This is a genomic window from Streptomyces smyrnaeus (genome assembly GCF_017676345.1).
Taxonomy (GTDB): domain Bacteria; phylum Actinomycetota; class Actinomycetes; order Streptomycetales; family Streptomycetaceae; genus Streptomyces; species Streptomyces smyrnaeus.
In genome coordinates this window covers 14,565-30,036 of record NZ_JAFFZM010000004.1, presented here as the reverse complement: position 1 = coordinate 30,036, position 15,472 = coordinate 14,565, and the positions used below count along the sequence as shown (strand labels likewise).

The window sequence follows — 15,472 nt, the reverse complement described above, 5'->3', positions numbered from 1 at the left end:
GACGACCACGAGATGGAAGCTGACCGCCCGTTCGTGACATGCGGCGAACGTGACCTGCATCACGCGCTTCAGGGCCGGCGCGAGGCGGGGGCCGTTGCGTAGTCTCCGAGGGCCGGCTCCAGCAGGGCGAAGACACGCCGGGCATCCTCGGCCACCGCTCGGGCGATGGCGTCGTCGGTGGCTCCGGCCAGGGTGAGGTCCTGGATACGGCGGAAGAGCAGCCGGTGGGCGGCGCCGAGTTGGGCCGCGACGGCAGCGGGGGTGATGTCGTCGGGGCCCGCGCCGGTGGCCTCGGCCAGAGCGCGGGCAAGGGCGTCCTCCCGCTGGTCGTGCAGGTCGCGCAGGCGGGCCGTGAGCGTGGGACTGTCGGCGATCATGCGGGTGAAGCGGGGTCCGGCGAATCCAGCGACAGGGCTGCGCCGCTCCAGGTCGGCGTCGAAGGCACGGCGCAGCGCCGCCAGGGCGGACTCACCGGGGCGGCGGTCGGCGACGGCACGGGCCGGCGCCGTGACGAAGGCGTCCTGGTGGTCGAGCGCCATGTCCTCCTTGCGCGCGAAGTAGTTGGTCACCGTCTTCTTCGCCACGCGGGCGGCCGCGGCGATCTCGGCGATGGTCGTGTCCTCGAAACCCCGCGCCATGAAGAGCCTGGTGGCGTGGTCGGAGATGAGCTGCCGCGTCTCCTGCTTCTTGGCCTCGCGAAGGCCTGTCGTCTCAGCACCCATGACAGAAAATTACCACGAGCGTAAATCTACCCTTGACGCATCGAGGTGGATCGACGTAACTTTATGTCCGACGTAAGGATAGGGCCCGCCATGCGGGCCCCGATCCCGCCGCCTCCTCCCGTCGAGCCCCAGGTCCACGGCATCCGCCCAGCGAAGGAGTCCCGTACTCGTGCAGCTCTCCACCACCACCCTCTCCCTCACGGTCGACGACGTAGCCGCCTCTCGCGACTTCTTCGTGAGGCACTTCGGCTACAAGACCACCGTGGAAGCCGACGGCTTCGCCTCCCTCAGCCATGAGGGGCCGGCGGTCGACCTGGTGTTCCTCGCCCGCGGCATCGAGGTGCTGCCGCCCGACCAGCGCGACCAGCACGCCGCCGGCCTGATCCTCGCCTTCACCGTCACCGGCCTCGAAGCCGAGCAGGAGCGACTGCGGGCCGAAGGCGCCCCCATCACGATGCCGCTTCGTGAAGACCCGTGGGGCGAGCGGCTCTTCCAGACGAAGGACCCCAACGGCGTGGTGGTGCAACTCGTGGAGTGGGTGACTCCGGCCGGTGACGCCCCGGAGTCCGCCGACTGAGCCATCTGTGGCCGGTGCCGTCGCGATGAACCACCGACTTTGCGGGACGGGGCGGCTCCGCGTTCGAAGGCCGAGCGCGGAGCCGCCCCGTGTCCGTCCGTTCCGGTGCCTACACCACGGCACCCGAGGCGTTCTCGCCCTGTTGCCGACTGGGCAGTTCGCGGCGCGGCGCCGGCCGCCACTGTTCCAGTACGACGGCCACAGGTGTCGCCGTCAGCACCGTGGAGGCCATCCCGAAGACCACGCCGGCCAGCAGGGCCACCGAGAAGTCGGTCAGCGAGTCGCCGCCCAGGAGGGCCAGGGCCAGCAGGATGAACAGCGCGCCCATGCCGGTGTTCACGGTGCGCGGCAAGGTGCGTGACACGGCGGCGTCGGCCAGCTGAGGCAGTGGCGTCGCGCGGTCCGCCCGGCGCATGCCGCGCAGCCGGTCGAGGACGACCACGGTGTCGTTGACCGAGTAGCCGACGACGGTGAGCAGCGCGGCGAGGAAGACGCTGTCGACCGGCTTGCCGAGCCAGGCGAACATCCCCACCACCAGCAGGACGTCCTGTGCCATGGCCGCGACGGCCGCCGTCGCCAGTGTCCAGCGGAACCGGATGCTCAGATAGAGCAGTTGGGCTCCCACGGCGATGGCCAACGCGATCAGCGCCTTGTCCCGCAGTTCGCTGCCGAAGCTGGGCCCGACCGACTCGTCCCGTTCGACCGAGACATCACCCGCGACCGACTCCAGCCCCTCCCGGATGCGTTCCTGCTCGGCGTCGGTGAGCTTCTCGGTGCGCACCGAGATGCCGTCGTCACCCGCCTCCTGCACCACCGCACGGGGGAAGCCCGCATCCGCCACGGTCCGGCGTGCCGTGTCGGCGTCGACCGGTCGGCTCGTGCCGTACTCCACCAGCCGGCCGCCGGTGAACTCCACACCGAGCTCCAGTCCGCGCAGCCCGATCCCGGCGAGGGCCACCAGCACCAGCCCCGTCATGACGCCCAGCCACAGCCGGGGCCGACGTGCGAAGCGCGGCCTGCGGGAGGCCAGCCGGTCGCGCAGCCGGGAGGTGCCGGCGATGCCGGTGACCCGGGGTCGCCGCAGCACCCAGCGGCGGCGCACGGCCCACTCGGCGAGCACCCGCGTGATCACCATCGCGGAGACCATCGAGGCGAGGACACCGAGCGAGAGGGTCACGCCGAAGCCCTTGACCGGTCCCGTCGCGAAGAAGAACAGCAGCCCGGCGGCCAGCAGCGTGGTGACGTTCGAGTCGATGACTGCGCTGTACGCCTGTTGGAACCCGGTGCGCAGGGCCCGTCGCAGGTCCCCTTCGCGCCGCGTCGTCCTGTCCTGCCGCAGGCTCGGCCGGTTGTAGTCCTCGCGGGCCCGTTCGAAGACGAGGACGTTGGCGTCCACCGCCATTCCGATGGCGAGGACGAAACCGGCGAGCCCCGGCAGCGTCAGCGTGGCCCCCAGAGCGACGAGCGCCGCGTACGAGATGAGTCCGTACAAGCCGAGGGCGAGGGTGGCCAGTGCGCCCAGCATCCGGTAGACGACGGTGATGAACACTCCGGTGCACACCAGCCCGATGACTGCCGCCTGCGCACTGGCCCGGATGGCGTCCTCGCCCAGCGAGGGCCCGACCGTCTGCTGCTCGATCACCTCGACAGGTACCGGCAGCGCGCCGCCCTTGATCAGGGCCGCCAGGTCCTTGGCCTCCTTGTCGCTGAAGTCGCCGGTGATCTGGGTGGAGCCGCCCGTGATGCCCGTACGGCAGGCCACGCTCTCCTGGATGCGGGGCGCGGAGACGACCTGGTCGTCCAGGACGATCGCCACCCGCCGCTGCGGGGCTTCCGGAGGTTGGCAGGCGGCTCGGCCGGTGAGTTCGGCCCACCGGTCGGCGGCCCCGCTGCGGAAGTCGACGGTCACGCTCCAGCCGTTGCCCTGCGCGGTGTCGAGTTGCGACTCGGCGTCCTTGACCCCCTCGCCGGTCAGGGCGGTGGGTCCCAGCCGCAGGAAGGCGCCCTTGGCATCGGGGTCGGGCAGGACTCTGCTGCCGTCCTTGCCCTGCCCGCTCCGGGCCTCGGGTGCGGGCCGCCGCTCGGTCACCTCCTCCACCGGGTGGAAGGTCAGCTGGGCGGTACGGCCGATCACCTCGGCGGCCTTCCGGGGGTCCTGCACCCCGGGCAGTTCGACGACGATCCGGTTCTCCCCCGCGCGGGACAGGGACGGCTCGGCGACGCCCAGGGCGTCCACGCGTTGGCGGAGGACTTCCAGCGCACGGTCGGTGGCGGCTCCGTCGGCCCGCACGCCGGGGCCGTCCCGGGTCTCCAGGACGATGTGAGTTCCGCCCTTGAGGTCCAGCCCCAGCCGGGCCGGGGTCGTCAGGGCGAAGAAGAGGGAGACTCCCACGACGGCGAGAGCGAGCAGGGCGCGCCACATCGGCGCGCGGGAGTTGCGGGGACGGTGCGGCGCACCGGGGTTGCGAGTACGGCGAGGCGTACGGGACAAGACCACTCCAGGCTGAAGAGGCACCACGCGAGACACGCGGCGCACACGGCAGCCGACCACTCACCTCCGCCCCGCGGCACGCCCGTGCTGTGGGTGGGGGCATTGCGGCAGGCGTGACCGCCCTCCGGAAGGCGGCACACCGGCCTGCCGTTCCGGACGAAGGGGCGCGAGCGAGTGCTGTGGCCCGGGGCGCGGAGGGAGTCGGCCGACTCGGTCAGACGTCGAGCGGCGGACGGGGCGGGCCCCGGCTGGTGCGCGGGTCGTGGGTGGAGTGCGGCGGTGCACGTTCCTGGGAGGGGCTGCCGGCGATCCGGCCGACGAGCGGCACGGCGGCGGTGGCCGGGGCGGCCGTCGGCACGGCCGGAGGATGGGCCGGGTGGCCGGGAAGCCGTGCCTCGTGGGGGGCCGTCGCCATGGCTCCGTGGGCCACGGCCTTCGGCCGGGTGTCGGAGCGGAGAGCGGACGACCGTGTCCCGGCGCCCTGGTACGGCGCCCGGTCCGTCGCCACGGTCACGGTGGGCGAGACGCCCTCGTGTGTGGGGACCGACGGCACCGTGCCCACCAGGAGCAGCAGCGCGCCCCAGACGAGAGCGAGCACCGCGAACGCGGAACGACGCGGGGACAGGCCCGCCGAGCCCGGCTGCATGGTCCCTCCCCGACGAACTCCCGTGGCCGATGCCGGTCAGTGTACGCGGGCCCGCCTCGGCGGCAGGGCGGGCGCACCGGGTGCCCGGCTGCCGTACCGGGGTCTCACCGGGTGCGCCTGCGGTGCCCCTGCGGGGGAGGTTCCCGGTGCGGTCCCGGTGCGGTCATGGGGCCGCTGTTACGCAAGATTCACACCGATGTATTGACGGCCATTCATCCGGACCCCAGCATGAATACACCCATGCAGAGATGCGGAACCGGGTGTGCGCGAAAGAAGGTGCAGCGGAATGGCCGGAGTGGTGGAACGTCGCTCGATCGACGTGGTCCCGGACTCGGAGCGACACGGCAGAGCGTTCAGCCAGTTCACTCTCTGGTTGGGCGCCAATCTCCAGATCACGGCCGTGGTGACAGGCGCTCTCGCCGTCGTCTTCGGCGCCCCCGCCTTCTGGGCGGTGCTGGGCCTGCTGCTCGGCAATCTGCTCGGCGGAGCGGTGATGGCGCTGCACTCCGCGCAGGGCCCGCGGCTGGGCCTGCCGCAGATGATCTCCAGCCGGGCCCAGTTCGGAGTGCGGGGCGCCGTGGTGCCGCTGGCGCTCGTCATCGTGATGTACATCGGCTTCTTCGCCAGCGGCAGCGTGCTGGCGGGCCAGGCGGTCGGAGAACTGACCCACCTCGGCGAGACCCCCGGCATCGTGCTGTTCGCGCTCATCACGGCCGTGGCCGCCGCCGTCGGCTACCGGGTGATCCACGCGCTCGGCAGGGTGGCGAGCGTGGTGTGCGCACTCGCCTTCGTCTACCTCGGCTTCCGACTGCTGGAGCGCGCGGACCTGGCCGACCTGCTCGCCGAGCGCTCCTTCTCCTTCCCGATCTTCCTGCTGGCCGTCTCGCTGTCCGCCTCCTGGCAGCTGGCCTTCGGCCCGTACGTCGCCGACTACTCGCGCTACCTGCCGCGCTCCACCTCGGCCCGTGCCACGTTCTGGTGGACGCTCGGCGGCTCGGTGCTGGGCTCGCAGTGGTCCATGACCTTCGGAGCGCTGGCAGCGGCGGCGGCCGGCCCGGCGTTCGTGGGCCATGAGGTGAGCTATGTCGTCGGGCTCGGCGGGGCCGGGCTGATGGCCTCGTTCCTCTACTTCGTCATCGCCCTGGGCAAGCTGACCATCAATGTGCTCAACACCTACGGCGGCTTCATGTCGATGGTGACCGGCGTCAGCGGCTTCCGGGGCCGGCGCGAGCTGGGGCCGCGGGCCCGGGCCGGTTACATCGCAGCCATCATGGTCCTCGGCACAGCTGTGGCGCTGGCCGGGAAGGACAGCTTCCTGACCTCCTTCAAGGACTTCCTGCTCTTCCTGCTCACCGCTTTCACCCCGTGGTCGGCCATCAACCTCGTCGACTACTACCTCATCGCCAAGGAGCGCTACGACCTGCCGGCCCTCAGCGATCCGCAGGGACGGTACGGCGCCTGGCGGTGGAAGGCACTCATCGTCTACGCGGTCGGCCTCGCCGCCCAGTTCCCCTTCCTCGCGACCCACTTCTACACCGGCCCGCTGGTCGATCCGCTCGGCGGGGCCGACATCTCCTGGCTCGTCGGACTGGCCGTCCCCGCCGCCGCGTACTGGCTGCTGGCCCGCGGCGACACGGCCCACATACCGGAGCGCACCATCCTGACCACCGCCCCGGCCACGCCCCCGCAAGCCGCTCCGGAGGCCACAGCCGCGTCCTCCTGAGCCGGTGCCCCACCGGGAGCGTGGCCCCGGTGAGGGTCGACGGCGCGCGGCGCCCCCACGTCGCGCGCCTGGAGGTCCGGGCCGCACGCCACAGCGACGCCGCCGCCCGTACGTGACCGGGAACGGACGGTCAGTCCCGCGAGCGGCGTACGGCGCCGGCGACGGACGCGATCCCGTGGCGGCGGTCGCCGAGCACGCGCGCACAGTTGGCGGCTTCCACGGCCGGGCTGAACGCCTGCCGGGAGGGTGGTGCCGTACGCCGGGCCACCGCCGCCGCGGTATCGGCGGCCACCAGGTCGGCGTTGATCGCCGCTGCGGCCTGCATCCCGGAGGCCACGGCCACCGCGACCCCGGCCGTGGGGTCGGTGACATTGCCCGCGGCCCACACTCCCGCGAGGCCGGTGAAGCCGCTCGCGTCGGTCTCCACGAAGCTCGCCACGCCCTGGGGATGCTCCTGGTTGGCCAGGCCGAGATCCGTGAGCACGGCGCTGCGCGCCTCGAACCGGGGTACCACCGCCAGAGCCCGCACCGGAACCCGCGTGCCCGAGGCGAGGCGGACACCGGCGAGGCGGTCGTCCGCCACGTCGAGCCCCACCACCTCTCCGTCGACCACGGCGATACCGCGTGCGGCCAACTGCTCCCACTGCTCCTCGGTCGGGTCGCCCGCGGTGTGCAGGAAGAAGGTCACCTCGGGCGACCACTGCCGGAACAGCAGCGCCTGGTGCACCGACCACGGACCGGTCGCCAGCACGCCGATCGGCGCGTCGCGCACCTCCCAGCCGTGGCAGTACGGGCAGTGCAGCACATCGCGGCCCCATCGCTCGCGCAGCCGGGGGACGTCGGGCAGCTCGTCGACCAGTCCGGTGGTCACCAGCAGCCTCCGCGCGCCGAAGCTTCGGCCGCTGTCGGTGTCCACGACGAAGCGTTCACCGGTACGCCGGGCGCCGGTGACCCGGTCGGTCACGATGCGTCCGCCGTAACCGGCGACCTCCTCCCTCCCCGCCCGCAGCAGCTCTCCGGGCGGCAGGCCGTCCCGGGACAGATAGCCGTGCACCCCGGCGGCAGGGGCGTTGCGGGGCTCTCCGGAATCGATCACCACCACCGACCGCCTGGCTCGGGCCAGGGTCGACGCGGCCGAGAGGCCTGCCGCACCTCCCCCGACCACCACCACATCCATCTCGGCGACGTCTCGTTCGTTGATCTCAGTCATGTCGCCACTGTGCGACCCATCGAGACGAACTGGCAAAGTTCTTTGCTGTTCCAGCAAGCAGGAGCGTCCGGCGGCCCCGGGGGGCGTCCGCGGACACACCACCGGTCGTGCTAGGCGTCGAGGCCGTCGACATCCGCGACATCGGGAACGCCTGCCAGGTCCTTCGCCTCGCCGAGCGCGAGACCGGAGGGCCCTTGCCACTCCGCCAGCAGGACGGTCGCGTCGTCGTTCAACCGCCCCTCGTGGTATTCGAGATGGTGCCGGATCAGGCGGCGCAGGGTCTCGGGAACCGGTAGCTCGTCGGCCTGGTGGCGGACGAGGAAGTCGACGAAGCGCCCCAGGCCGAACTCCTCCCCCGAGGGGCTGCGGGCCTCGGTGATGCCGTCGGTGTACAGCAGCAGGCGGTCGCCGGGCTCCAGCTCCTTCCGGCACAGCTTCGCGGGAATGCCCAGTCCCGCCCCCATCGGCGGAGCCGGTGCGCACTCCAGATGGACGATGCCGTGCCCGCGCACGACCGCGGGTGGCGGGTGCCCGCAGCACAGCCACTGCAGCATTCCGGTGGTCACATCCAGATCCGCCAGTACGCCGGTGACGAAGCGGTCCCCGGAGAACTCCTCCGACAGGACCTGCTCGACGGCCACCGCGGTCCGGGGAAGGTCGGCCCCCTCCCGCCGCGCGTTGCGCGCGGTCGAGAGCGCGAGATTGGCGGTCAGACCGGCCGCGGTGTCGTGCCCCATCGCGTCGAAGATGGACAGGTGGGCGATCCGGCCGTCGAAGGCGTAGTCGTAGACGTCTCCGCAGACCTCGTAGGCGGGCTCCATCAGCGCACTGATCATCAGGCTGTCGGTCGCGAACGTGCGGGCAGGCATGAGGCGCCATTCCATCTCGGTCGCCACATCCATCCGCCGACGGCGTACCAGCCGACTGTAGGAATCGCTCAGCCCCCGCTTGCTGACCACCAGCAAGGCCACCAGACCGGCCAGCCGACGCATATCCACCTGAGCGGCCGCGTCGGCGTCGGGCGCGGTGATGTAGAGGACCCCCAGCCGGTCGGTGCCGTCCACCAGGGGAACCCACCAGTGGTCGTGGTCGGCGGGCGAGGCGGGAAGGACCTCGCCGTGCTGGAACGCCCGCCCCGCGACGGTTCCCTCGACCCTGATCTCCCCCGGCCGCAGACCTTCGCCACCGGCCGGCGGCGGATGGGGGGTCAGCGGCGCCAGCAGGTCCTGCTGCAGATCGACCAGGTAGATCACCACATCGGTCAGTCCGACGCGGGCGGCCTGTTCGCTCAGCTGCCGCGGAAGATCCTCCAGGGTCGAGAGGTGGCTCGCGCTGATGAGCGCGCCCAGCATCGCGGACCGCTCGACGGCACTCTCCGGAAGGTGCTGCTCCGGTTCCACGCCGTCACCGAGATTCGAGCCGTTTTCGGAGCTCATGTGCTCTCCCAGGGGAGCAGGCCGACCTTTCCTGCGGTTCTGCTGTGGCGCATTCGCCCTTCCCCTCACATCCCCTCGCACCGACCGGCGCTCCAGCGTCCCTGGACCGCGGGCGAGGCGAGGATCAGAGCATCCGGGTGGAGCGTCCAGGCGTTGCTCGCCCCACGCGGTCCCCCCGGAACCCCCCGGATAAACGCCGGACCCGCACCGGTCCCCCCGGGAGCGCCCGTCGCGCACCTTCCGTGACGGCGGGTGGCCGAGGGCAGCCGCCCGCTGGACGGCGCGGCGTGCCGACGCACTACCCTGCGTCAGGTCCAAGAGGCATCGACGACCAACCCAAGGAGTCCGCATGTCCATCCACGATGTGGAGATCGACGCCCTCGGCGGCGGCCCGGCGAACCTCGCCCAGTACCGCGGCAAGGCCGTCCTCGTCGTCAACGTCGCCTCCCGGTGCGGACTGACCCCGCAGTACGCGGCGCTGGAGAAGCTCCACGAGCAGTACGCCCCGCGCGGCTTCACCGTCCTGGGCGTCCCCTGCAACCAGTTCATGGGGCAGGAGCCGGGCACCGCAGCGGAGATCGCTGCCTTCTGCTCGGCGACCTACGGCGTCACCTTCCCCCTGACCGAGAAGATCGACGTCAACGGCGAGCACCGGCACCCCCTCTATGCCGCCCTGGTCGCCACCTCGGACGCCGAGGGCCACTCCGGCGACGTCCGCTGGAACTTCGAGAAGTTCCTCGTCGCTCCCGACGGGAGCGTCGCCGCCCGTTTCGACCCCCGCACCGAGCCCGACGCGCCCGAAGTGACGGCCGCCGTAGAAGCCGTTCTGCCTGACTGACGAGTCCCACCCGGCGCGTACCGTCTCTCAGCCCGTGGGCCCGGAGCCGGTGCGGCCCCGGCGCAGGGCGCGGGCGCACCAGCCGATGAGTACGGCGTTCACCAGGGCACCGAGACCCACGGCGACGAAGACCATGGACAGATGGTCCGGCAGGACGAGCAGGATCAGGCTCGCCGGTGCGGTGGCGAACACGGGCACCACCCCGGCGAAGGACGCGTCGGGTTGGTCGGCCTGGCTCACCACCACGGCCCAGACGAGCAGAACCGCGCACCCGGCGAGGTAGATGCGGGCCGCGAGGCTGCCGAGTGCTTCGCGGACGGTACGCAGGACGGCGGGGGTGGAGGGGGTGGAGTGGGAGTCGGTCATGGCAGTGGGCTCCTTGGGTGAGTCGCGGGGCAGAGCGGGGCAGGGCCACGGCGCGGAGCGCGGCTGATCAGCCGTGTACAGCGCGTCGACGGCCACGGGGCGGGGCCGGGGCGTCAGCCGGGCGCCCCCGGAGGGTTGGCACGGGCCAGGCCCAGGTCGTACGCGAGGATGGTCGCCTGCACCCGGTCGCGCAGTTCGAGCTTGCGCAGCAGGGCGTTCACATGGGACTTGACGGTGCCGACGGTGATGCCGAGTTCACCGGCGATCTCCGCGTTGTTCAGCCCCGAGGCGACCAGAGTGAGGACGGAACGCTCCCGCTCGGTCAGCAGGTCCAGAATCCCCGCGTCCCGGCCCGCCCGGGGCACCTGCCCGGCTGCGGCGTAGTGGCCGATCAGCCGCCGGGTCGCGGACGGGGCGAGGACGCTCTCCCCGGCGGCCACGACCCGGATGCCGTTGAGCAGTTCGGCGGCCTGGACGTCCTTGAGCAGGAAGCCGGACGCACCGGCGCGCAGCGCGTCGAAGACGTAGGCGTCGAGGTCGAAGGTGGTCAGCACCAGCACGCGGGGCGGATCCTGGCGTCCGGTCAGGATGCGGGTGGCGGCGATACCGTCGAGTCCCGGCATCCGTACGTCCATGACGACCACATCGGGCGCGAGCCGTTCCGCGAGGGCCACAGCGGCGGCGCCGTCACCGGCCTCCCCGACGACCGTCAAGTCCGGCTCGTCGTCGATGACGGCGGCGAAACCCGCCCGGACCACGCTCTGATCGTCGACGACCAGCACCCTCAGGCTCATCGGGTTCCCTCCTCGTGCGCTTCGCCACGGGCCGGGGCGGCAGCCCTGCCGCCACTCGGGACGAGGGCTTCCTGGCTCGGAACGGCGGTCAGGGGCAGCCGTACCAGGACGGTGTCCGGCCGTTCGACGGCCAGGGTGCCGCCGAGCAGCGCGGCCCGTGCCGCCAGCCGCTCGGCCGCAGCGCGGCGGGTGGCGCGCGGTACGCCGGTGGCGGTGAGGGTCAGGTCGCCGTCCGCGGTGTCGAGCACGAGCAGGGCGGGCTCGTCACCGCCGGCCGCCAGCACGGTCTCCGCTGCGCGGTAGGCGGCCAGGTCCAGCTCGGCCGACAGCCGCCGAGGTACCCGGTCGGTGAGCCGCACCTCGACCTGCCGGCCGGTGGCCTGCCACTGGTGGACGAGCAGATCGAGGGCCTGCAGCGTGGGCTGCGGCCGCAGTTCGGTGCGCTGTTCCCCGTCCCGGACGGTCTCCAGCAGGGCCCGCATGGCGGCCAGGGCTTCCCGGGCCCGCTCGGCCGTCTGCGCGAGCCGTCCGGCCTCCGCCTCCTCGACCACCTCCGCCGTACGTGCGAGCACGGTGCTCTCCAGCCCGGCGGTGATGCGGCGGCGTTCTGCCCACGCGTCCCGTACGGCTTCCTGCGTCCAGGCCGCCAGTCGGCCCTCCTCCACCTCCCGGGCGCTGCGCTTGCGCCTTCCGTACCAGCTGCCGGCACACCAGGCCGCGGCAGCCGCGAGCGCCGCCGTGGCCGTCGCGGTCCCGACGAGCGCCCAGGCCGGTACGGTGGCGCCGCGGTCGAGCACGGCGACGGTCGCCGCTGCCGCGTGCACGACGGCGGCCGGCACGGGAACGACGGAACGCGGAACGGCGACCCGTACGGCCTTCGACGGCCGGGCAGGAGCGGGCGGCCGGCTGCGGGCACGAAGGACGCCCAGGTCGGCCTCCGGATCGCGGGCCGCCACGGTGGCGAGAGCCACGCAGGTGGCGAGCGTGCTCAGCGCGAGCGGCAGCAGGACCGGGCCCGCGTATCCGCTCGCGGCCATCGCGGCCGGCCAGAGCGCGGCGAGCACGAGCAGCGTGCCCAGCGCGGTCCGCGGAGTCCGTCGCAGCCACAGCAGTGCGAGCCCCTGCGCGGCGGCGAGCAGCGCGAAGAGCGCACCGGCGGAGACGCCGGGCCCGGCAGGCGTCGTACCGTCCCGGACGATCAGAACGGGCAGCAGCGGCTGGAAGCACAGCCCCACGGCCGCGGCGAACTGTGCGAGGCGGTAGGTGCGCGGTACGGACACCGGCGTCGGTGCCGCGGTCCGTCCCGGCAGCACGGCGCGTACCTCCCAGCCGCCCTCCGGCGTCGGGCCGCTGGTGAGCGTGCCGCCCGCCTCCCGTGCCCGGCCGCGCAGCAGGTTCTGGCCGCGTCCGCCGCCCAGTCCGCCGCCGCGCGGCCCGGCGGAGGCGGAGGCGTCCGGCGGCGCGTTGCGCACCACGACCTCGGTGTGCGCTTCCCCGTAGCCGCATCGCACGGTGGTGGGAGCCCCGGAGGCGTGGCGTACGGCGTTGGTCAGCGCCTCGCGCACGATGCCGTACGCGGCGTCGCCGACACCGCCTTCGGGCAGGGCGTCGATCTCGCAGGTCACGGGCTGCCCCAGGGAGCGGAAGCCGGCCACCAGCTCGCGCAGCCGCTCCTCGGGGGCCGGAAGATCCTCCGAGGAGGGCACCGGCGCCCGTACCGCGCTCAGCGCCCGGGTCACCTCGCGGCCGGTCCCGGCGGCGAACCGCACTGCCTGGTCGGCCAGTTCGGGCCGACGTTCGCGCAGCCCGAGCGCAGCCTCCACGGTGACGACCACGGCCGTCAGATGGTGGGCGCTGACGTCGTGCAACTCCCTTTCCATCCGGCGGCGTTCGGCCGCGGGGAGCCGGTGCCGCTCGGCCTGCGCCCGGTGCAGCCGTCCCTCGGCGGTCCGCCGTGCGGCCCGCAGCCGCTGCAGCCGCAGGCCGGTACCGGTGGCGGCCGCGTACAGCAGGGCGGTCAGGACGAGATCGAGCCCCTGCCGGTCGCCCAGTCCGTGCAGGCTCACACCGTGCAGGGCCTGCCATGTCGCGAGCGTCACCACGCACAGCAGCGCGGTGGTGGTGTCCCGTTCGGCAGCCACCGTGAACAGGGCCAGGGCGACGCCCGCGGTCCCCAGCACGGCCACCGCTCCGGTGGGCAGCGGCCCGGCACCGACCGCGCAGGCGGCGACGACCACGATGAGCACAGGCACCGGGCGGGCACGGCGGGCGGTGAGGGCAGCGGCCACCAGGCCGTCCGCGAGGAGGGCCGCGAGCAGTTCGGCGGCGCTCGGTACGGCGCCGCTCAGCAGCGCGGCGCCGGGCCAGAGCACCGCCTGGACCCCCAGCAGCAGGACCGGGATGAACCGGTCGTCAGTTCGTTCCATGATGTGCTTCAGGCTATGGCTGCCGAAACGCCGGGAGCATCCGGCCGCAGGGCGATCGTCGCCTCTAACCAGAGATGGAGACGCGCGCCGACAGCCCCCGCACCGGCAGGTATGGCGGAGTGTGGTTCGGGGCAGGCGCCGATCATGACTCGGAGACAAGCCGTCGCCACGGACGGGGCCGGCAGCGCAGCCACTCTGTCGTGGCGACGGCGGACGGCAGCGGTGGGCGCGGCGGTGCTGCTCGCGGCGACCGCCGCGTGCAGCAGCGGCGACGACGGTTCGGACGACGGCTCGGGCGCGCAGGCGTCGGGCGCCCGTGAAGCGTCCCCGTCCGCTTCGCCGGACGGCAAGAAGAACGCCGACGGTGGCGGCACACCGCGGTGTGCCGCCGCGGATCTGACCCTGGCCGTCGAACGCAGCCCGGGAGCGGCGGACGGCCGGGACTACGACTTGACGTTGAAGAACAAGACGGACAGCGCATGCCTGATCAAGGGCCGTCCCCGGGTGTTCTTGCTCGGCGAGGACGGCGACACCATCGGCGAGGCCGCCGCCCCTGACGGCCGCGCCGGCGAAACGGTCACCCTGCAGCCCCTCACCCGGGCGCATGCGACGCTCCACACCGCCGACGAGGGCGGTGACGACGGCACCGGCGACGGCTCCTGCTGGGCGAGGCCGCACTCCCTCAAGGTCTATCCGCCGGGCACCGGGAAGGCCCTGGTCGCCCAGAGCGACCAGCCGCGGGTGTGCGGCGGCCTGTTCACGGTGACCGCCCTGAAGTGGTGACAGCCGGCCGCCCAGCGGTCCAGGAGGGGACGCGGGAGCATCGGGGAACGCCTCAAGGCGTCCGGAGGTTCCAGCGGTCGGAGTCCTCTCGCGTCCCCTGGACGAGGGTGTCCACCCGGTCGAGGACCTCGTCGAGGATGCGCAGGCCCTCGCGGGCCTCGGACTCGGTGATGGTGCACGGCGGCACGAGATGGATGCGGTTGGAGTTGGTGAAGGGCAGCAGGCCCAGCTTCTTCGCCGTACGGACGGCCTCGGCCATCACCGGGCTGCTGCCCCCGCTCGGCGCCACGGGCTGCCGGGTGTTACGGTCGGTGACCAGTTCGACGGCCCAGAAGACGCCGCGCCCGCGGACCTCTCCCACACTGGGGTGCTCCCGTGCGAGCCGGGCGAGTTCGGGGCCGATCACCTCGGTGCCGATGCGCCGGGCGTTGTCGATGATGCCGTCGCGTTCCATGACGGTGATGGCCGCGGCGGCTGCCGCGCACGCCAGGGGGTGCCCCGAGTAGGTGAGCCCGCCCGGATAGGGGCGGTGCGCGAAGTGGTCGGCGATCCGGTCGCCCAGGACGACGCCGCCGAGCGGTACATAGCCGGAGTTGACGCCCTTGGCGAAGGTCAGCAGGTCGGGGACGACGCCCTCGTCGTCGCAGACGAACCAGGCGCCGGTGCGGCCGAACCCGGTCATCACCTCGTCGACGATGAACACGATGCCGTACTTGTCGCACAGCTCCCGCACGCCCGCGAGGTAGCCCGGCGGGGGCAGCATGATCCCGGCGGTGCCGGGGACGGCCTCCAGCAGGATCGCCGCGACGGTCTGCGGGCCCTCCAGCTCGATGACCTGCTCCAGATGTGCCAGCGCACGCCGGCACTCCTCCGCCTCGGTCTCGGCGTCGAAGTGGCTGCGGTACAGATACGGGCCGAAGAAGTGGACGACGCCGGAGTCCCCGTTGTCGTTGGGCCAGCGGCGCGGGTCTCCGGTCAGATTGATCGCGGTCTGGGTTCCGCCGTGGTAGGAGCGGTAGCGGGACAGGACCTTGGGGCGGCCGGTGGTCAGCCGGGCCATCCGCACGGCATGCTCGTTGGCGTCCGCGCCGCCGTTGGTGAAGAAGACCCGGTCGAGATCGCCCGGAGCGCGTTCGCAGATCAGCCGGGCGGCTTGGGAGCGCTGGTCGTTGGCGTGCTGCGGGGCGACGGTGGCCAGGGTGCGGGCCTGGTGGGCGATGGCTTCCACGACGTAGGGGTGCTGGTGGCCGATGTTGGTGTTGACCAGTTGGGAGGAGAAGTCGAGCAGCCGGTTGCCCTCGCCGTCCCACACGTAGCAGCCCTCGGCGCGGGTGATGACCATCGGGTCCAGTTCGGCCTGGGCCGACCAGGAGTGGAAGACGTGGCGGCGGTCGAGCTCGTAGGTCCGGGCGGTGGCCCGGGCGTCGGGTGCGCTCGGCGGGAGTGTCATGCCGTGCCTC

The 15,472-nt window shown here is 72.7% G+C and carries 13 protein-coding genes; 4 read left to right on the top strand and 9 right to left on the bottom strand.

Annotated elements, in window-relative coordinates; translation table 11 throughout:
* Nucleotides 1-68: 68 nt before the first annotated feature.
* On the bottom strand, nucleotides 69-722 hold the full coding sequence (locus JW613_RS08195) for a TetR/AcrR family transcriptional regulator (RefSeq protein WP_209210040.1): 654 nt from the start codon (nucleotides 720-722) through the stop codon (nucleotides 69-71).
* A 169-nt stretch (nucleotides 723-891) separates the two neighbouring features.
* On the opposite strand from JW613_RS08195, the gene JW613_RS08190 reads away from it, so the two are divergent.
* Nucleotides 892-1,299, top strand: coding sequence for a VOC family protein (locus tag JW613_RS08190; RefSeq protein ID WP_209210039.1), 408 nt, complete (start codon nucleotides 892-894; stop codon nucleotides 1,297-1,299).
* A 109-nt stretch (nucleotides 1,300-1,408) separates the two neighbouring features.
* On the opposite strand, the gene secD is transcribed toward JW613_RS08190, so the two are convergent.
* A complete protein-coding gene (gene secD / locus JW613_RS08185) occupies nucleotides 1,409-3,721 on the bottom strand; it encodes a protein translocase subunit SecD (protein ID WP_209210304.1) in 2,313 nt (770 codons plus the stop codon).
* 283 nt (nucleotides 3,722-4,004) lie between these two features.
* Nucleotides 4,005-4,436, bottom strand: coding sequence for a hypothetical protein (locus tag JW613_RS08180; RefSeq protein WP_209210038.1), 432 nt, complete (start codon nucleotides 4,434-4,436; stop codon nucleotides 4,005-4,007).
* 286 nt (nucleotides 4,437-4,722) lie between these two features.
* On the opposite strand from JW613_RS08180, the gene JW613_RS08175 reads away from it, so the two are divergent.
* The gene (locus JW613_RS08175; RefSeq protein ID WP_209210037.1) at nucleotides 4,723-6,159 is read left to right on the top strand and encodes a purine-cytosine permease family protein; all 1,437 of its coding nucleotides are present in this window, start codon (nucleotides 4,723-4,725) and stop codon (nucleotides 6,157-6,159) included.
* A 130-nt stretch (nucleotides 6,160-6,289) separates the two neighbouring features.
* Here JW613_RS08175 and JW613_RS08170 read toward each other — a convergent pair whose 3' ends face one another.
* Both JW613_RS08170 and JW613_RS08165 read right to left on the bottom strand, forming a co-directional pair.
* Nucleotides 6,290-7,369, bottom strand: a complete 1,080-nt coding sequence (locus JW613_RS08170; protein WP_209210036.1) for an NAD(P)/FAD-dependent oxidoreductase — start codon at nucleotides 7,367-7,369, stop codon at nucleotides 6,290-6,292.
* Nucleotides 7,370-7,479: 110 nt separating this feature from the next.
* Nucleotides 7,480-8,805, bottom strand: a complete 1,326-nt coding sequence (locus JW613_RS08165; RefSeq protein WP_307865831.1) for a PP2C family protein-serine/threonine phosphatase — start codon at nucleotides 8,803-8,805, stop codon at nucleotides 7,480-7,482.
* A gap of 349 nt (nucleotides 8,806-9,154) precedes the next feature.
* Here JW613_RS08165 and JW613_RS08160 point away from each other — a divergent pair, with 349 nt between their 5' ends.
* On the top strand, nucleotides 9,155-9,643 hold the full coding sequence (locus JW613_RS08160) for a glutathione peroxidase (RefSeq protein ID WP_209210035.1): 489 nt from the start codon (nucleotides 9,155-9,157) through the stop codon (nucleotides 9,641-9,643).
* A 27-nt stretch (nucleotides 9,644-9,670) separates the two neighbouring features.
* On the opposite strand, the gene JW613_RS08155 is transcribed toward JW613_RS08160, so the two are convergent.
* From JW613_RS08155 to JW613_RS08145, 3 genes are all read right to left on the bottom strand, one after another.
* Nucleotides 9,671-10,009 (bottom strand): SCO4225 family membrane protein, encoded by a 339-nt coding sequence (locus JW613_RS08155; RefSeq protein ID WP_209210034.1) that lies wholly within the window; start codon nucleotides 10,007-10,009, stop codon nucleotides 9,671-9,673.
* A gap of 113 nt (nucleotides 10,010-10,122) precedes the next feature.
* On the bottom strand, nucleotides 10,123-10,803 hold the full coding sequence (locus tag JW613_RS08150) for a response regulator (protein ID WP_209210033.1): 681 nt from the start codon (nucleotides 10,801-10,803) through the stop codon (nucleotides 10,123-10,125).
* Nucleotides 10,800-13,229, bottom strand: a complete 2,430-nt coding sequence (locus JW613_RS08145) for a sensor histidine kinase (RefSeq protein WP_209210032.1) — start codon at nucleotides 13,227-13,229, stop codon at nucleotides 10,800-10,802. The genes JW613_RS08150 and JW613_RS08145 overlap by 4 nt, the downstream gene beginning before the upstream one ends.
* A gap of 144 nt (nucleotides 13,230-13,373) precedes the next feature.
* Here JW613_RS08145 and JW613_RS08140 point away from each other — a divergent pair, with 144 nt between their 5' ends.
* Nucleotides 13,374-14,012 carry a DUF4232 domain-containing protein gene (locus JW613_RS08140; RefSeq protein ID WP_209210031.1) on the top strand — a complete coding sequence of 213 codons (639 nt, stop codon included), beginning with the start codon at nucleotides 13,374-13,376 and terminating at the stop codon, nucleotides 14,010-14,012.
* Nucleotides 14,013-14,064: 52 nt separating this feature from the next.
* Here the strand turns inward: JW613_RS08140 and JW613_RS08135 are convergent, their stop codons facing one another.
* A complete protein-coding gene (locus JW613_RS08135; RefSeq protein WP_209210030.1) occupies nucleotides 14,065-15,462 on the bottom strand; it encodes an aspartate aminotransferase family protein in 1,398 nt (465 codons plus the stop codon).
* Nucleotides 15,463-15,472 lie beyond the last annotated feature (10 nt).